The 17,756-nt window shown below is 69.2% G+C and carries 15 protein-coding genes; 8 read left to right on the top strand and 7 right to left on the bottom strand.

Going from position 1 to position 17,756, the window contains the following annotated elements; all coding sequences use genetic code 11:
* Nucleotides 1-2: 2 nt before the first annotated feature.
* Nucleotides 3-1,352: an MFS transporter gene (locus CPH93_RS32020; RefSeq protein ID WP_096214827.1), complete on the bottom strand. Its 1,350-nt coding sequence runs from the start codon at nt 1,350-1,352 to the stop codon at nt 3-5.
* A 156-nt stretch (nt 1,353-1,508) separates the two neighbouring features.
* Between CPH93_RS32020 and CPH93_RS32015 the strand changes: the two genes are divergently transcribed.
* The 3 genes from CPH93_RS32015 to xylB all read left to right on the top strand — a co-directional run bounded on the left by CPH93_RS32015 (nt 1,509) and on the right by xylB (nt 4,822).
* Nucleotides 1,509-2,300 (top strand): DeoR/GlpR family DNA-binding transcription regulator, encoded by a 792-nt coding sequence (locus tag CPH93_RS32015; protein WP_093649023.1) that lies wholly within the window; start codon nt 1,509-1,511, stop codon nt 2,298-2,300.
* Nucleotides 2,301-2,370: 70 nt separating this feature from the next.
* The gene (locus tag CPH93_RS32010) at nt 2,371-3,369 is read left to right on the top strand and encodes a zinc-dependent alcohol dehydrogenase family protein (protein WP_093481798.1); all 999 of its coding nucleotides are present in this window, start codon (nt 2,371-2,373) and stop codon (nt 3,367-3,369) included.
* A 49-nt stretch (nt 3,370-3,418) separates the two neighbouring features.
* A complete protein-coding gene (gene xylB / locus CPH93_RS32005) occupies nt 3,419-4,822 on the top strand; it encodes a xylulokinase (RefSeq protein WP_096214826.1) in 1,404 nt (467 codons plus the stop codon).
* Here xylB and CPH93_RS32000 read toward each other — a convergent pair.
* The gene (locus CPH93_RS32000) at nt 4,789-5,292 is read right to left on the bottom strand and encodes a DUF6194 family protein (protein ID WP_093481800.1); all 504 of its coding nucleotides are present in this window, start codon (nt 5,290-5,292) and stop codon (nt 4,789-4,791) included. The two genes, xylB and CPH93_RS32000, sit on opposite strands and share 34 nt — an antisense overlap.
* A gap of 63 nt (nt 5,293-5,355) precedes the next feature.
* Here CPH93_RS32000 and CPH93_RS31995 point away from each other — a divergent pair, with 63 nt between their 5' ends.
* Nucleotides 5,356-6,096, top strand: a complete 741-nt coding sequence (locus tag CPH93_RS31995; protein ID WP_093488389.1) for a MerR family transcriptional regulator — start codon at nt 5,356-5,358, stop codon at nt 6,094-6,096.
* 224 nt (nt 6,097-6,320) lie between these two features.
* Complete coding sequence (rox, locus tag CPH93_RS31990) at nt 6,321-7,784, top strand: rifampin monooxygenase (protein ID WP_096214825.1); 1,464 nt, start codon at nt 6,321-6,323, stop codon at nt 7,782-7,784.
* An 86-nt stretch (nt 7,785-7,870) separates the two neighbouring features.
* Here rox and CPH93_RS31985 read toward each other — a convergent pair whose 3' ends face one another.
* The 4 genes from CPH93_RS31985 to CPH93_RS31970 form a co-directional block, all read right to left on the bottom strand.
* Nucleotides 7,871-9,283 (bottom strand): amino acid permease, encoded by a 1,413-nt coding sequence (locus CPH93_RS31985; RefSeq protein WP_096214824.1) that lies wholly within the window; start codon nt 9,281-9,283, stop codon nt 7,871-7,873.
* Nucleotides 9,284-9,572: 289 nt separating this feature from the next.
* On the bottom strand, nt 9,573-12,083 hold the full coding sequence (locus tag CPH93_RS31980) for a SpoIIE family protein phosphatase (protein ID WP_096214823.1): 2,511 nt from the start codon (nt 12,081-12,083) through the stop codon (nt 9,573-9,575).
* Nucleotides 12,084-12,361: 278 nt separating this feature from the next.
* On the bottom strand, nt 12,362-12,871 hold the full coding sequence (locus tag CPH93_RS31975) for an SMI1/KNR4 family protein (protein ID WP_231977027.1): 510 nt from the start codon (nt 12,869-12,871) through the stop codon (nt 12,362-12,364).
* Between the two features lie 63 nt (nt 12,872-12,934).
* Nucleotides 12,935-13,282 carry a VOC family protein gene (locus CPH93_RS31970; RefSeq protein WP_443031474.1) on the bottom strand — a complete coding sequence of 116 codons (348 nt, stop codon included), beginning with the start codon at nt 13,280-13,282 and terminating at the stop codon, nt 12,935-12,937.
* 181 nt (nt 13,283-13,463) lie between these two features.
* On the opposite strand from CPH93_RS31970, the gene CPH93_RS31965 reads away from it, so the two are divergent.
* The 3 genes from CPH93_RS31965 (at nt 13,464) to CPH93_RS31955 (ending at nt 16,972) form a co-directional block, all read left to right on the top strand.
* Nucleotides 13,464-14,099 (top strand): TetR/AcrR family transcriptional regulator, encoded by a 636-nt coding sequence (locus tag CPH93_RS31965; RefSeq protein ID WP_096214821.1) that lies wholly within the window; start codon nt 13,464-13,466, stop codon nt 14,097-14,099.
* Nucleotides 14,100-14,442: 343 nt separating this feature from the next.
* Nucleotides 14,443-15,576 (top strand): LCP family protein, encoded by a 1,134-nt coding sequence (locus CPH93_RS31960; RefSeq protein WP_096214820.1) that lies wholly within the window; start codon nt 14,443-14,445, stop codon nt 15,574-15,576.
* 70 nt (nt 15,577-15,646) lie between these two features.
* Nucleotides 15,647-16,972 (top strand): acyltransferase, encoded by a 1,326-nt coding sequence (locus CPH93_RS31955; RefSeq protein ID WP_096214819.1) that lies wholly within the window; start codon nt 15,647-15,649, stop codon nt 16,970-16,972.
* A 69-nt stretch (nt 16,973-17,041) separates the two neighbouring features.
* Here CPH93_RS31955 and CPH93_RS31950 read toward each other — a convergent pair whose 3' ends face one another.
* The gene (locus tag CPH93_RS31950) at nt 17,042-17,746 is read right to left on the bottom strand and encodes a hypothetical protein (protein WP_096215670.1); all 705 of its coding nucleotides are present in this window, start codon (nt 17,744-17,746) and stop codon (nt 17,042-17,044) included.
* Nucleotides 17,747-17,756: the final 10 nt, after the last annotated feature.

Raw genomic sequence — 17,756 nt, 5'->3', positions numbered from 1 at the left:
CATTAAAGACCCCTGGAGGGCGCTGTCAACGCGCCCACCGGCTGCGGCTCCTCCCGGTGCGCATCGGCGTGCCCACCCGGCTCCTGCTGCGGCTCGGACGGCGCCTTCATGCCCAGCACGAGGACGGTGCTGAGCAGATGCAGGGCGGCATAGATCCACATGACTCCCCCGATGCCGATCACGCCGATGAAGACCGTGCCGATGAGCGGACCGAAGGCCATGCTGGCGCCGGCCCCCAGCGTGTACGCCGACATGATCTGGCCCTTGCGCTCCGGATCCTGCGAGGTCATCAGCGGCGGCAGTGGCACGTACCCGGCCATGCCGACGCCCAGCGCGCCGGCCGCGATCGCGACGGCGAGGTAGTGGTGCCCGGCGGCCTCGGGCACGTAATACAGCGCCAGACAGGCGAGCGCGGAGACCACACCCCCGAGCCAGGCGACGGTCTTGCGCCGGCTCCACCGGTCACCGAGCGCGCCGAAGGTGACGACACAGGCGAGGTTGCTGACCATCATGACGATCAGCAGCGAGGCCCACTCCTGCGGGCGGAAGCCGATCCGATCGACGAGGAAGAGCGGGAGGAAGACCCACACCCCGAACTGCGAGGTGGTGTTGATGAGCCGGACCACCGCCCCCATGCCGACGCGCGGCTTGGCGAACATGATGGTGAAACAGCCCAGGAAGGTACGCGGCAGGCCGACCCGCTCCGGCCCCCTGGACAGGCCCTGGAATCCGGTGCGTTCGCGCAGCAGGAGCAGGACGACCAGGGCGCCGGCGACGATCATCGCGAGGGACACCCACAGCGTGCGGTAGAAGCCGATGGTGGGCTTGAGGGCGGAGACCAGGGCGGAGCCGATGACGGGGTAGCCCATGGTGAAGCAGAACCAGAACCAGCCGAGCGCCTTGCCGAGCTGCCGCTCCGGGGCGCCCGCCATGATCCAGACCATGAATCCGTAGGCGAACAACGGATATCCGAAGCCGCGCAGGCCGTAGGTGAGCAGGATCAGCCAGTAGGAGTGGGCGGGGACGGCGACCGCGAGCAGCAGGGTGTGGCAGACCGCCCAGCACAGGGCGCCGGTCATCATCACCCGGCGCGGCCCCCACAGGTCACAGAGCCCGCCCGCCAGGAAGGCACCCACCGCGGCGGTGACGCCGTACACCGTGAAGATGATGCCGACGCCCGCCTCCGCGAAGCCGAGGTCGGTCTTGAAGTACGTGGGCAGATAGCTGGTCTCCACCCCGTCGCCGATCATGAAGAGCAGGACGCCGATATAGCCCCATATGAGGGCTCGGGGGATCCCGAGGACGGCGGGGCGGGGCAGCGACGGATCGCGCTCTTGGGGTGTGCGCAGCACAGCGGGGACCTCCTGAGGGGCCGGGCGTTCGCCCGTTGGTGGCCATCAGACTGAACAACCTCACAGAGAATTTCAAGAGCTTCACATAAAGTGTGTGATGTTCTAGGGTGAGAACACGGCGGAAGACCGTCGCGAAACGAACGGGGGATGCCCACGATGAGAGCGAGCCGCGGCTCCGAGGCCGAGGTGGAGGAGCGCCGTCAGGCGGTGCTGCGCCATGTCGCCCAGGAAGGGGAGATCCGCATCGCCGACCTCGCCGCGCGCATGCAGGTCAGCGTGATGACCATGCACCGGGACCTGGACAACCTCCACGAGCGGCAACTGCTGCGCAAGGGCCGCGGAGTGGCGACGGCCTTCTCCAACGTCGCCATGGAGAGCGCGCTGCGGTTCCGGGAGAACACCAATGTCGCGGTGAAGAACGCCATCGCGGACGCACTCGTGGACGAGGTCTCCCCCGGTGACACGGTGCTGATCGACTGCGGCTCCACCCTCTTCCCGCTCGCCCGCCGGCTCGCCACCGTCGACGGGATCCGCGTGATCACCAACTCGCTGCGCATCACCTACCTCCTGGCGGCCTCGCCGGCCGAGGTGACGCTGCTGGGCGACCGCTTCTACGAGGACTTCGAGTCCTGCGCGGGCCCGCAGACCCGGCGTCAGCTGGAGGACATCCGCGCCACCGTCGCCTTCGTCACCGCCACCTCGGTCCGCGACGGCCGGCTCTTCCATCCGGTGCGCGCCTACGCGGAGTCCAAGCAGGCGTATCTGCAGGCCGCCGACCGCGCCGTACTCGCCGTCGACCACAGCAAGTTCGGCCGCACCGCCACCTACGCCTACGGCGATGTCAGCGGCTACGACCTGCTGGTCACCGACACCGGAACACCGGAGCGCGAACTGAAGCCCGTCCGGGACCTCGGCGTCGAGGTCCGCACCGTCGAACCCCAGAGCTGAACCGGCCCGAGCCGAGGCTCCCCGCCCCCGAGCGCACCCCCTGGCGCACCCCCGAGAAAGGCCCCGATCCATGCGTGCTGTCGTCATCCACACCCCCGAGCACTACGAGGTCACCACCGTCGATGACCCCACCCCGGGCCCCGGTGAGGTGCTCGTGGCGCCCGCCGCGGTGGGCATCTGCGGCACCGATGTGCACATCGTCCAGGGGGAGTTCGCGCCCACGCCGTACCCGATCATTCCCGGCCACGAGTTCACCGGAGAGATCGTCGCGCTGGGGGCCGGAGTGACCGGTCTGCGCACCGGTGAACAGGTCGCGGTCGACCCGTCCCTGTTCTGCGGCGCCTGCCACTACTGCTCCATCGGGCACGGCAACCTGTGCGAGAACTGGGGCGCGATCGGTGACACCGTGGACGGTGCGATGGCCGAGTACGTCAAGGTGCCGGCCGCCAACTGCTACCGGCTGCCTTCGAGCGTCGACGTCGCGCAGGGCACGCTGATCGAGCCGCTGTCGTGCGCGGTACGCGGCTTCGACGTCCTGCCCCGCCGCCTCGGCGACCACTACCTCATCTACGGCGCGGGCACCATGGGACTGATGATGCTCCAGCTCGCCAAGGCCGCGGGCGCGGCCTCGCTCTCGGTCGTCGACATCAACAAGGACCGCCTGGAGATCGCCGAACGCCTCGGCGCGGACGCCACTGCGGCAAGCGCGTCGGACCTGGACCGGCCGCAGGGCTGGGAGACGGTCATCGACTGCACCGGCGTCATCCCCGTCATCGAGGACGGCCTGACCCGGGTGCGCCGCGGCGGCACCTTCCAGCAGTTCGGCGTCGCGCCGTCCGCGTCCAAGGCGTCCTTCTCCCCGTTCCGCGTCTACAACGACGAGATCACCATCGTCGGGTCGATGGCCGTCCTGCACAGCTTCGGGCGGGCCGTGGACCTCATGGCGAAGGGGGTCATCGACGCCGACACGATGATCACCCACAGCTTCGGACTCGACGACTTCGGCGCCGCCCTGCAGACCTTCCGGGACGGCTCCGGCCGCAAGATCCAGCTCCGCCCCCAGGCCTGAACTCCCCTCCCCCTTCGTCTCTTTGCACGGAAGCGAAAGCGACAACGTCATGCCCACAGTTGCCGGGGTGGACTCCTCCACCCAGTCCTGCAAGGTCGTCGTCTGCGACGCCGACACCGGGGAGGTACTGCACCGGGGCCGCGCCGCCCATCCCGAGGGCACCGAGGTCGCCCCCGAAGCGTGGTGGCAGGCGCTCCTCGAAGCGGGCAACGGCCTGCTGGAACACGTGGATGCCCTCGCGGTCGCGGGGCAGCAGCACGGTCTGGTGGCCCTCGACGCGGCCGGACGGCCGGTGCGCGACGCGCTGCTGTGGAACGACACCCGCTCCGCGCAGGCCGCGACGGATCTCGTCGCTGACCTCGGCGGGCCGGAGAAATGGGCCGAGGCGGTCGGCACCGTACCGGTCGCGGCCATCACCGTCGCCAAGCTGCGCTGGCTGGCCGAGCACGAACCGCACCTCGCGGACCGCACCGACCGGGTGCTGCTGCCGCACGACTGGCTGACCTGGCAGCTGTGCGGCGGCCCCGGCACGCGCGCCGAACCGGTCACCGACCGCGGGGACGCCTCCGGCACCGGCTACTGGTCACCGGCCGAGGGCGCCTACCGCCGCGACCTCCTCGCCCTCGCCTTCGGCGACCGGACCCCCGAACTGCCCCGCGTGCTCGGCCCGTACGAGGCGGCCGGCCGCACTCCGCACGGAGCCCTGGTGGCACCGGGAACCGGCGACAACATGGGCGCGGCGCTGGGCCTGGGCATCCAGCCCGGCGACGTCGTCATCTCCCTGGGCACCAGCGGCACCGCCTTCGCCCTCTCCGACCACTGCGCGGCCGACCCCACCGGCGCCGTCGCCGGCTTCGCGGACGCCACCGGCCGCTTCCTGCCGCTGGTGTGCACCCTCAACGCCGCCCGGGTCCTCAGCTCCACCGCCCGCATGCTCGGCATCGCCCTCGACGACCTCGGCCCCCTCGCCCGCGAGGCCGGGCCCGGCGCCGGCGGCCTCGTCCTGCTCCCCTATCTGGGCGGCGAGCGCACCCCCAACCTCCCCGAGGCCGCGGGCAGTCTGATGGGCATGCGCAAGGCGAACATGCACCCCCCGAACTTCGCCCGGGCAGCCGTCGAAGGCATGCTGTGCAACATGGCCGACGCCCTCGACCGGCTGCGCGCCCAGGACGTCAGCGCCCGGCGCGTCCTCATCATCGGAGGGGCGGCCAAAGCCCCTGTGGTCGGCGAGATCGCCGCCGAAATCTTCGGAACCCCGGTCACCGTGCCCCAACCCGAGGAGTACGTCGCCCTGGGCGCGGCCCGCCAGGCCGCCTGGGCCCTCGCCGGCACTCCCGAGCCGCCGCACTGGCCGCTCGCCGCGGCCCGAGAGGTGCCGGCACCGGCCGATGATTCGCCCGGGCGCAGGATCCGGGAGGCCTACGCTGATGCCCGGGGGATGGTGTACGGGTGAGCGGTTGTTGCCCCCTTTCGCCGCTCAGCGCGCGCACGTGCGAGGTGATGGGCGGTACGGAGCAGCTCGCGGACTGCCGTATCCGTCCGCCGGCCCGGATTCACCACCGCGAGCCAGCCGAGGGAGCCGTAGACGGGGTGTGCCCGCACGGCGTCCGCGGCGCCGGGGTCGTCGTTGCTCGCTGGTTCGCGCGGCGCGTGGCCGGTCCAGTGGCGGAAGGATTCCTTCCCGGCGGCGATATTGACGCGGAACGTATCCGGGCGGTGCAGGCGCGCACTCTCGTCGCCCGGGTAGTCCTTCGTCACGATCGTCGCGAAGGGTTGGGTCGCCGGCGGTACGACGCCGTCAGGAGAGTAGAAGAAGTAGGTATCCCCCCAGCTGATCTCCGGTGAGCCGTCGTCCGGTCCCGGCCTGACGGCCAGGACTCCATCGAGGTCTGCCACGAAGCTGATGATCTCGTCCATGGTCATGTGCTCAAGCGTTTCATTAAGGTGCTTGTGGAGACTTCGCGCCGGAAGACGAAGGAGCTGCGGGTGTCAACTCTCAAGTCGTCGGCCCTGCGTACGGTCGATGTCGCGCGAGGTGCCGGGTACTCCGTCCAACAGGTCCGCAATCTCGAACGAGACGGTGTACTGCCGCCGGCGACGCGCACAGCCGCGGGCTACCGGCGCTACGGCGAGATTCACCTCCACTCCGCGCTGGCCTACCGAGCCCTCGCGGCCGCCACGGGTCCGGTGGAGGCCAAGCGGATCGTTCGCGCCGTCCATGAGTGCCCGACCTCGCAGGTACTTGCCCTCCTCGACGCGGCACACGCCCGACTCGACCGGGAGCGTACGGACCTCGCCCTCGCCAAGGAGGCCGCCGCGGCGATCTCCGCCGAGCCGATCGGCGACGTACGCCCCTCGGATGCGATGAGCGTCTCCGAACTTGCCGCCGCGCTAGGAGTGCGCCCCTCGACCTTGCGGCACTGGGACGCCGAGGGGCTGGTGGTTCCCGACCGGCTCTCCCCGCGAGGAACGCGACGGTACTCACCGGCCCACACCCGGGACGCCCGGATCGTCCACCAGCTGCGGACGGCCGGGTACCGCATCGCCCCGCTCCGGGCACTGATGCCGCAACTGCGGCGCGGGCACCGTTCAGAAGACGTCGAAGCCGCACTCGCGGCCCGGGACGCGTACATCACGGCTCGCTCCCGTGCCCTCCTCGACGCCACCGTCGCACTCGCCGCAGTCCTCGCCGCCGTCCCGCGTGCCCACGACCGGATTTCTTCCTGAATTACGGCGAACTCCCCGCGCAGGCACAGCGGCCGGCAAAAGGCAGAGGTAAACGCAGCGGCAAACGCACCGGCAAAGGCCGCGGCAAAAACAAAGGCAAGGAGGTCAAACCACTCCTTGCCACTCTCAAGGTATAGCGCACAGGGGGGCTTGCGGCAAGGCCCCGGTCGTGCCGCAGAATCACCCGCCGAAGCCATAACCTGCACAAACACAGGGGGATTGGGATGTTCGACGTGATCATTGCCGGCGGTGGACCGACCGGCTTGATGCTCGCCTGCGAGCTGCGGCTGGCCGGGGTGCGCACGGTCGTGCTGGAGAAATTGACCGAGCCGACGCGACAGTCCCGCGGGCGGGGCCTGCACACGCGCAGCGTCGAGATGATGGACCAACGCGGTCTGCTCGACCGGTTCCAGGCGGTCAGCGAGCAGTTCAAGGTCGGCAGTCTCTTCGCGGGCTTGATGAAGCCGTGGCCGGACCGGTTGGACACCGCGCACCCGTACGGCCTTGCGACGCCGCAGACCGTCACCGAACGGCTGCTCACCGAGCGCGCTGTCGAGCTCGGCGCCGAGATCCGGCGCGGCTGCGAAGTGGTCGGGCTGAGCCAGGACGAGCACGGGGTGACCGTCGAGCTGGCCAATGGGGGCGCAGCCGCCGAGGGAGAGGGCAGCACGCGGCTGCGCTCGCGCTACCTCGTCGGCTGTGACGGCGGCCGCAGTACGGTGCGCAAGCTGGTCGGCATCGGCTTCCCCGGTGAGCCCGCCAAGGTCGAGACGATGCTGGGTGACATGGAGGTGACCGCGGATCCGGCGACGATTGCCGCCGTCGTCGAGGAAGTCCGCAAGACCCAACTGCGGTTCGGCGCCATTCCCGACGTGGACGGGAGCGAGGGCGTGTACCGCATCGTCGTGCCCGCCGCAGGGGTGGCCGAGGACCGGACGACCGCGCCGACCCTCGACGAGTTCAAGCAGCAGCTGCGGGCCGTCGCGGGCACGGACTTCGGCGCGCACTCGCCGCGCTGGCTGTCCCGGGTCGGCGACGCCACCCGGCAGGCCGAGCACTACCGGGTCGGCCGGGTGCTGCTGGCCGGCGACGCGGCGCACATCCACCCGCCGACCGGCGGGCAGGGGCTCAACCTCGGGGTCCAGGACGCGTTCAACCTCGGCTGGAAGCTGGCCGCCGAGGTCAACGGCTGGGCACCGGAGGGGCTGCTGGACAGCTATCACGCCGAACGGCACCCGGTGGGCACCGCCGTGCTGCACAACACCCGCGCGCAGATCACGCTGATGGGGACCGATCCGGGTACGACCGCGCTGCGGGAGCTGTTCTCGGAGCTGTTGGACTTCGAGGAGGTGAACCGGTACGTGACCGAGATGATCACCGCGGTCGGGGTCCACTACGACTTCGGCGAGGGCCACGCACTGCTCGGCCGGCGGATGCGGGACGTGGGGCTGAAGCGGGGTCGCCTCTACGAGCTGATGCACGGCGGCCGCGGGCTGCTGCTCGACCAGACCGGCCGGCTCTCGGTGGCGGGGTGGGGGGATCGGGTCGACCACGTCGTCGACGTCAGCGAGGAACTGGACGTGCCCGCGGTGCTGTTGCGGCCGGACGGGCACGTGGCGTGGGTCGGTGAAGAGCAGCAGGAGCTGCTCGGCCAGCTGCCGAAGTGGTTCGGCGCTGCCGTGAGCTGAGCGCGCAGGTGTAACAGGAAAGTCCGGGGCCTCGGCCGTGCGCGTGCACGGCCGAGGCCCCGGACCTGCTGCCGGATGACTGCCGCTCAGTCGGTGACGGTGGCCCGCCGGTCGCGGCGCTGCTTGAGGTGGCCTGCACCGGCCAGCACCGCTACCACGGCGGCCGTGCCGGCGAGCTGCTGACGGCCGTCTGCGCTTGCGGCCATGACGGCGAAGACGCCGAGGATGGCGGCGAACGCCACCCAGGTCAGATAGGGGAAGCCCCACATCCGCACCGAGAGCAGCTCGGGTGCCTCGCGCTCCAGACGGCGGCGCATCCTCAGCTGGGTGAGGCAGACGATGGACCAGACGACCAGCACCGAGCAGCCCGCGATGTTCAGCAGCCAGGCGAACACGGTGGTCGGCCAGACGATCCCGGCGATCACGGCGGCGAAGCCGAACAGGCAGGACGCCACCACGGCCGCCGCCGGCACACCCCGGGTGACCCTGCCCAGGAAACTCGGGCCCTGGCCCCGGTGGACGAGGGAGTACGCCATGCGCGACGAGCCGTAGATGTTGGCGTTCATCGCGGAGAGCAGTGCCAGCAGCACCACGATCTGCATGATCGTGCCGGCTGCCGGGATGCCGATCTGGTCGAGGACGGTGACGTACGGGCCCTCGGTAGCGACCTTCGGGTTGTTCCACGGCACCAGGGTGACGACCACGGCCATGGAGCCGATGTAGAAGACGGCGATGCGCCAGACGGCCGTACGGACGGCGCGGGCCACATTCCGGCTCGGGTCGTCGGACTCCGCCGCCGCGATGGTGACGGTCTCCAGACCGGCGAACCCGGAAATGGTGGTCAGCAGGCCGGCGGCGAGCCCGGCGGCGCCGGTCGGGAAGAAGCCGCCGTGGCCGGTGAGATGGCTGGTGCCGGGTGCGTCGCCGAACACCCCGAGGATGCCGAGCACGCCCAGCACCAGGAAGGCGACGATCGTGGTGACCTTGATGGCGGCGAACCAGAACTCGAACTCGCCGAAGTTCTTGACCGCGGTCAGATTGCTGGCGCAGAAGAACACCATGAAGATCGCCACCCAGCCGTAGGCCGGGATGAACGGCACCCAGGTGTGCATGATCGTGCCTGCCGCAGTGGCCTCGGCGGCCACGCCGGCGCAGAGCATCAGCCAGTACATCCAGCCCGAGGTGGCGCCTGCCCACGTGCCGAGTTCCTCCTCGGCATGCACCGAGAACGAGCCGGTGGAGGGCCGGGCCGCGGACATCTCGCCGAGCATCCGCATGATCAGCATGACCAGCGCGCCGGTGGCCACGAAGAGGAGCACGATGGCCGGCCCGGCCGCGGCGATGCCGACCCCGGAGCCTACGAAGAGCCCCGCGCCGATGACCCCGCCGAGCGCGATCATCGACAGATGGCGCTGCTTGAGGCCGTGCGACAACACGGCCTCGCCGTGCTGCGCTGCCTGCGGGGGGTCCTGGGGGGACCGGGTGAATGTCCGACTCATGGTCGTGCCTGTTCATTACGTGAGACGTTCGGTGAGCCCCAAGAGTGTGAAGGGGCACGTGCGCACAGGAGGTGAACGCCCGCTATTCGGACCTTTTGCGCACACATGGTGAACGAGCTGACACGCAATGAAGCCCTTGTTTCATCGGGAGAGTCGTCAGAAAGTCATCGATTCATCGGGAGAAGTCACAGCAATGGCATCGATTCATGGGGAGAGTCGGCGGCAGCGGTTGAGCGCTGACCGCACGGCGCCGGCCACCCAGCGGGGGCCGCGGCACCCGTCCTCCCGGTCAGCGGACCGCAGCAGCAGGTGCGTACTCGCTGAGCAGCAGCGCGATGTCATCCGTACGGTTCGGGGACCCACGGGCATCCCTCAGAAGCTCGTCGGCCAGCTCCTCCAGGGAAGCCGCGCGCGCATGGGCCAACGAGGCCCGCAGCCGGTCGATGCCCGTGACGACGTCCGACCCGCGTCGCTCCACCAGCCCGTCCGTATAGAGCGCCAGGATCGAGCCGGGCAGGAAGTGCAGGTCGGATTCCGGATAGTTGGCCGCTCCGGTGACGCCGAGCAGCGGACCGCACGGCAGATCCAGCGCCTCCGTATGTCCGCCGGGCCGGCGCAGCAACGGCGGACAGTGGCCCGCGAGGACCACCCGCGCGACCCCCGAGCCGGGGTCGAGGCGGACGTAGCAGCAGCTGGCGAGGGGCCCTGGGTCAAGGTCCAGGAGCAGCCGGTTGGTACTGGAGATCACGTCGCCCGGCCGGTGGCCGGCGGTGGCGAACGCCCGTACCGCACTGCGCAGTTGGCCCATGACGGCCGCGGCGGCGACGTTGTGCCCCTCGACGTCTCCGACGATGAGCGCGACACCCTCCCGGGTGGGTATGACGTCGTACCAGTCGCCGCCGATGTCCATACCGCGCGTGCCCGGGAGATACCGGCCGGTGACACGGACGTCGGACAGCGCGGGCAGCCGGTGCGGGAGCAGGGCGTCCTGCAGACCGTGGGCGACGGCGAATTCGGCGTCGTAGAGCCGGGCCCGTTGCAGCGCATGGGCGATCACCCCGCCCAACGCGGTCAGCAGATCGCGGTCGTCGCCCAGAAAGCGGCGAGCGTCGTCGAAGCCGAGGACGCAGGCGCCCACAGGGCGGCTGGAGGCGATGAGCGGAAGGAACGCCCAGGAACCGGACTCGCTCGCGTGGAATCCGGGATAGGCCCGCGCGAACTCCTGCCGGGACTCGATGAACAGCGGAGCCCCGGAGATCAGCGCGTCCGACACGGGCAGGCCGGGGCGGAGCGGCACGCCCTCGAACCGGTCGAGAAAGCCCTTGCGGTAGCCGCGCTGCGAGAGCAGCTGCAAGCGGCCGTCGGTCACGAGGTACAGCGCCATCCGCTGGCCGCCGAAAGCGGGCAGAAGCAGCTCGTCGACCACATCGCACACCTCGTGGGCCGTCACCGCCTCGGTCAGCGCGCTGCCGAGCTGGAGCACACGGTAGAGAGTGCCCAGGCGAGGGGCGCGGGGCGACGTCGCGCCGAGCGCCACTTCCTCCGCGACCGGTGTGCCCGGTCCGGCATCGGCCGGCAGCGGCCCCCGGAGACGGGCCGCCCAGCCCGTCATGCCGTGCGAGCCCGGATGGAGGGAGAACACCAGCCATTGGTCGGGTGGCCGGCGGGCGAGGAAGGAAACCGGCTGCTGGGAGACCATGGTGGCCCGGTAGCGGTCCTCGTAGGCGGGATCGGCCAGCCACGGCAGCACGTCCCAGGGGCGGTGGCCCAGCAACTCGTCCTGGCGGACCCGCAGCAGGCGCGCGAGGCCGTGGTTGGCGTAGGTGACACGCCCGTCCGGGGCGAGTGCGAAGAAGCCGTCCGCGAGCCGTTCGATCGCCTCCACGGCGGCCATTCCGGTTCCGGCGTCGAGAACGGCGCCCACCAGGTGGGCGCGCGTCTGCCGGTCGTCGGGAGCGTCCGGTACGCGCCCCCACAGCTCGACGGTGCGGTGCTCACCGCCGTCCCGTAGGTGCAGGGCATGCGCCAGCACATGCCCTTCCTCCACCGCGGTGCGGGCGGCGGACCGAAGGCCGGGGAGGCCGGCGTCGTCGATCTTGGCGGCGAGGGTGGCCGCCTGCCCGTCGAACTCGGCGGGGGCGATCCCGAAGATCGCGCAGAGCTCGTCGTCCGCCACGAGGGTTCCGTTGTCGAGGTTCCAGTCGAACAGCCCCACCCGTACCGCGGGGGCCGGTCGCGCCGGCACCACCGCCGGGGCGGCTCCCGCCTCGCTCTCCCCCAGCGCGCCGCGTGCGTTCAGCTCGGCGAGCGCCGCACCGAGGCGATCGGCCGTGGCGCGCAACCGTCGTCGCTGCGCCTTCGACAGCCCTTCCCCCTCCGGTTCGGCAGCCCACACCACGGCCATCGCTCCGAAGACCGCATTCCCCGCCTTCACCTGCACGGAAGCCGATCCGAACGCATAGGGCAACGCCATGGCGAGCTGCGGAAACCGCCGCGTGGTCTCGTCAGCTCCGGCCAGATGAACCGTCCGACCGGATCGGTACGCCACCGCCACCGGGATGGCACTGTTCACCGGAATCCGCTCCCAGCCACCGAGCAGCGAGGGCGGCGTCCCCGACACCGCGCTGAGCACGAGCGAGCGCCGGTCGCGCGACACCAGGAACACACTGCCCGCATGCGCCCCGGTCACCTCAACAGCTCGGACCACGGCGCTGAGCAGAGCATCGTCACGCTCCGACGTCCCGCCAGTGCGCACCGTGCCAGCCGGTGGTGCACTCGACTCCGAACCGCTGGGTGGCATAGCACCTTCTAAGGGTGGCCGTACTCCCCTTCCTCCTGCCCTTCACATTTTAGGCGTCGCCTCTAGCCCTCACGGAGTGTTGGGCTACGGGGGCGGAGGAGCCGCAGTTCTTGGCTCTGGGGGCTCCAGCCGGGGGATGTCGGACTGTTGCGGGCCCGGCCGCGGCGGCCATCGCGGCCGGGTCGCCCGTAGGAGCGTCACCCGAGCACCCTCGCCGGTCCACACACGACCGAGGACCGGTCGAAGCCATTCTGGCGAAGGTACAGCAGGGCAGCGAGTTACACAGCTCGCAGTTGTCGGAACTCGTGTTCCGCGAGCGGGAAACGGGACGAGAGGACGCTGGAACGGAGGTCGCCCGTGAGGGCAGAGGCCAGGAACTCCGTGCAGGAGCAGGAGAAGTGCTCCCAGCGTTCGCCGCGCGCTTCATTGACCATGACGGTCCAGCTGTCCGGTTGCCGGCCCGGCCGGACGAGCCAGTACAGGCACTCTCCGTTGTCTGTAGTGGCCCAAGGGATGACCCGAGCCCCTTCTTCCTTCAGCTCGTCCGGCTTCTTCTCGAACTCCCAGAGTCCCTCCAGCGCCTCGGTTTGCTGGCCTTCCCATTCGAGGAGATCGTAGTTTTCGTTGGGGCAGCCAGGCTCCAGGACATAGAGGTAGTCGTCCCAGTTACTCCCGCCGTAGGCCCGAAGGAACTCCTTGTAGTCCGTCGGCAGTTCAACGCCGAGTGCCTGTTCCGCCTGGCCCCAGGCCTTCTCCCTGGCCTCCGGGGGAGGAGGGAGAATCCGCATGAGACGGGCAAGCGAAGCATTCATCGAATGCCCTCACGTTCGTTCAACGCCCCCGGTCCCCCCTCAGGCCCACTCGACGAGTTGCAGCACGACGCCGTTGGGGTCGGTGACCTGGAACAGCCGCTCGCCCCAGGGCTCTTCGTGCAGGGGCATGGTGATGGGTGCGCCCGCCGCGCGGAGGCGCTCCTCGTGGTCGGCGATGCCGGTGACGGTGAAGGCCAGGATCAGGCCGGACGCCCGTTGGTCGCGCTGCTCCGGCGGCAGGACCTCGATGCCGCGCTCCAGCAGGACGATGTCCACCGCGGCGTCGTCGCGCGTCAGCGAGGCGAAGCCGTCCGCGGCCGTGACCTGCGTATAGCCGAAGTGGGTGAGCAGAAAGTCGCGGGAGGCGGCGACGTCGTCGACGGTCAGGGAGACGGTGGAGGCGGTGATGTTGATGGGTTCTCCTCAATGCGGTACGGCAGGCAGGGCAGTTGGGGCAGGGGGCGTATGTCCGCGCCAGGGTCCCGGCAGTTTTTTACGTCGGGTATATATTTACGTGCGGAGCATCCAGCCGTCAAGGTGATTTTTACGTCGGATATAAACTTGGCTCATGAGTGCTGAGCCGCTGAGCCTTCGCGAGGCCAAGAAGCAGGAGACCAGGAAGCTGATCTCCGACCACGCCACCCGCCTCTTCCTTCAGAAGGGTTTCGACGAGACGACGATCGCGGAGATCGCCATCGCCGCTCGCGTCGCCAAGAAGACCGTCACCAACTACTTCGCACGCAAGGAGGACATCGCCCTCGACCACCACGAGGCATTCACCGCGAGCCTCGCCCGCACCGTCGAGACCCGCACTGAGGGCGAATCCGCCCTTGCCGCGCTGCGCTGCGCCTTCAGCTCCGCCGTCCAAGAACACGATGCCGTGGCCGGCTTCGCCGGGCCCGACTTCTCCCGCATGATCGCCGACAGCCCCACCCTCACCACGCGGCTGCGCGACCTGCACGACCAACGAGAGCGGGCCCTGGCCGACGCCCTCGCCACCGCCACCGGCGCCGCCCCCGAGGACATCACCCCCCGTGCCGCGGCCGCCCAACTCGCCGCCGCCCACCGCCTGCTGTTCTCCCGCATTCAGGAACTCACCCTCGCCGGGCACGACAACGACCACATCGCCGCGACCCTCGCCGCCGAAGCCGCCCAGGTCTTCGACCAGCTCGAACCCGCCCTGGGTGACTACGCCGTCCGATAACGCCACGGCGGCTCGCCTACAAGGCAGGGCACGAGCACGTGGGCCGCAGCACCCCCCGGCAGGGACACCGATGCCCAGCCCGGACGAGGAGCACCGAGTTATAAGAATTCGCTGACCACAAGGGCCAAATGGGCATAAAACTTTACACACGAGAAATTGCCCTAATCCGCGCCTAATGCCCGAACTGCTGGTCCGCATTCCCTCTCTTCCTGTGCACATGCAGATCTCCGGTCCACACCCGGAGGTCGGAGCGAGGAGGAGTGCAGGAGTGATGGCAGGGCGGCGAAGGCGTACGAGGGCAGCCACCGGCGGGCGGCGTGTCCGGTGGGCGCGGCTGATAGGCGTGGCGGTCGCCTGCCTGCTTGTTGCGGGTGCCGCCGTGGGGTACTGGGTCTACGCGCAGGTCGTCAAAGGGGTGCGGACCTCGGACGCGCTGGGTGACAAAGGCCCCGGCTCGTCCCACGGGGACCAGAACATCCTGCTGATGGGCCTGGACAGCCGTAAGGACCTCAACGGCAATCCGCTGCCGAAGGACCTCCTGGAGCAGCTGCACGCCGGAGCCAGCAGCGATGTCGGCGGCTACAACACCAACACCCTGATCTTGCTGCATCTGCCCGCCGACGGAAGTCGGGCCACGGGACTGTCCGTGCCGCGCGACGATCTCGTCGATGTCCCCGGCTTCGGAAAGCAGAAGATCAAGGAAGCGTACGGCCTTGCCAAGGCGCGCGAGGAAAACAGGCTCGTGGCGCAGGGGGTGAAGGACCACACCGAACTGGAAAGCAAGGGCAGGGAGGCCGGCCGCCGTACGGAGATACAGACCGTGCGTAACTTCCTGGACGTGCCCATCGATCACTTCGCGGAGATCAACCTGGCCGGTTTTTACGATCTGGCCGGAGCGTTGAACGGCGTGGACGTGTGCCTCAAACAGCCGACCAAGGAAAAGAATTCCGGAGCCGACTTCCCTACGGGCCGCCAGACGCTCAACGCACGGCAGTCCCTGGCCTTCGTGCGTCAGCGGCACAATCTGCCCCGCGGAGATCTCGACCGCACCCGCCGGCAGCAGGCCTTCCTGCTGTCCGCCGTCCACAAATTGGAGGGCAGCGGCACGCTCGACAAGATCGGGAGCGCCTACTCCCTCCTCGAAGCCGCCAAACGCGACATCGTGATCGACAAGGACTGGGGCCTGACGGACGCGGCCGGCCAAATGAAGAAGCTGGCGGGCGGCAATGTGGCCTTCCATACGCTGAAGATCAACGGCTTTACCACGTACCGGGGCGAATCCGTGAATGTCGTCGACCCCGCCACGGTGCGCCGGCAAGTGCAGGAATTGCTGCGTCCGGCTCCCTCACCAAACCCTCCGTCCACGCACAGCGGACGCGAAGCCCCCACGACCCCCTCACCCCGCCCGGGCTCGGGTGACGGCAGCGCGGGTGACCCGAAAACGCTGGGCGGGGACGGCGTGCCCTGCGTCGACTGACCACGCGCTTACGTACCGATGCGGCGACGCGAACTGCGGCTGCCATGGCCTGACCGCAAGGAGGCAGAGAATGAAGAGACGGCACATCGAACTCGTCCGGTCAGGCAGTGCAACCGGCCTCCGCATTCCTCTGTGCGTCCTGGACGCGACCATGGGTGCGGTCTCCACCGGACGAGCCTTCTTCTTCCGCGAGCCCCTGGACGGCGCAGCGCTGCGGTCATCATTGGCGAGAGTCCTGAAGTCCTATCCACTGTTGAGCGGTCGCGCGGAAAGGGACGCGAACGGCGTCCTGCATGTGCTGTGCGATGACTCCGGAGTTCGCTTCGAAGAAGGGAACTCCTTGGTGGACATGGGAAGTTGCACGGTGTCCCGGAACGGACAGCCCGCACTGAACACCTTCCTGCCGAAGGCCTCTGTCGTACGGCTCGTGGGGCAGGGCGTTCCCCTGCTCGCGGTGAAGCTCACCCATCTGGCAGGTGGCGGATCAGTCCTGGGCGTGCACATGAAACACGTACTGGCAGACGGGCAGGCCTATACGCAATTCTTGCTGGACTGGGCCGCCGAACACCGCGGCCTTCCGTACCGCACGCCCTGCCACGACCGCTGGTTGCTCGACGGCCTCGCGGACGGTGCCCCACCGCAGAAAGGGGAGCACAACAGCCGCTTCGTGGTGGCTTCGCGGCGGGAAAAGTACGCGCTCCTCAGCCGCATGACGCTGAGGGCCCGGAAGCTCAGAACGACGACCTGCCGTTTTGAGGCTTCGGAGCTCCACGCGATGAAGCAAGCGGCTACCGCCCACCTGCCCTACGGCTGGATCTCCACCAGCGACGCCCTCACCGCGCACTTGTGGCACCTTCTTGGCCCACTCCGGGCCCGGTCGGCCACGTCCGTCGAACGCCTGGGAGTACTTGTGGATTTCAGCAGCTACCTGGAGGAAATACCTGAGAACTACTGGGGGAACACGATCACGTGCACCGAACTGCGCCTGCCGGTAAGTGAAATGCGGGACTGCTCACTGGGGAAGACGGCGCAGTTGATCCGGGAGAGCATGTCAGAAAACACTGCGGCCAATGCCCTCGACGAAATTGCCTATCTGCGCGAGCAACGCTTGGCGGGCCGGGAGCGGAAGGTGATGCCCCGGATGCTCTACCGAGCCTACACAAACATGCTTCAGGTGAACGATCGGGCCAAACTCCCCTTCTACGATCTCGACTTCGGCAGTGGGGCGCCCTTTCGTTGCGAATTGCCGCACGTGCCGATTCCCTGGGCCGCGCAGATCATGCCGACGCCGGAGAAGGACGGTTCCCGCGAGGTTCACCTCAGTCTGCCCGAAGCCGCGGCAGAAGTTCTGACCGCGGAGCCGTCCTGGCAGGCACATCTGCACAAGTACGCTTGAAGAACCCCGCCACATCATTACGCCCCGGCCGGCCACGGTCGGCCGAGCGGTGAGCATGCCTCCGCACGATCAGTCCTCGGTGATATCGGCGCTGACGATGGCGCCGTCGGACACCGTGTAGGTCCCGTGGAACTTCTTCACCGAACCGTTGTTCTGCGTCGCGTTCAAAGTGGCGCGGACCTTCCCGGTGTCCTCGGTGTTCACCGCGCTGAGCGAGATGTACGCCGTGGTGTCGTAGCCCGACTTCCACCGTGAGAACGAGGAGCCGCCGATGTTCTTGCCACCGAGGTCCCAAGCAGCCGAGAAATTCCGGCTGTTGATGTCCTGATAGAACTCCTTCACGACCGCGCTCGCGTCCTCGGGAGAGGGCGAGGTCTCCGCCACGGTGGGAGTGTCGGTGACGGTCGGCGGCCAGGTCTCGGGCTCGGCCGGGGTGTACACGTCGGTCGGCGGCTCGGAGTTGACGCCCAGGCCAGGCTCCGAAGGCGGTTCGGTCGACGGACCGGCATCGGCCGCCGAGTACGCAGTCTCCGTGGACGAGCCGGGCAGAAGGTACGCCGTCACGCCGCCCCCTACGATCAGAGCCGCCACCAGCCACAGCAGCCACTGTGGGAGGACGGTGGCCCCCACGCGGACGTAGCCGTACCGGGTGGTGGCTCCGGCGGGCCGGGCCGTGTCCTGTGGCGCACCGCCCTCGTGCGGCATTCCGCAGCTCGGGCAGGAGGTCGCGGCGGGGTCCTCACAGCGCGCGCCGCAGTAGATACAGGATGGCATGGTCATCTCC

The organism is Streptomyces sp. 2323.1 (assembly GCF_900221035.1).
Lineage (GTDB): Bacteria > Actinomycetota > Actinomycetes > Streptomycetales > Streptomycetaceae > Streptomyces > Streptomyces sioyaensis.
The sequence above is the reverse complement of the archived record's forward strand: the minus strand, read 5'-3'. Positions and strand labels throughout refer to the sequence as shown.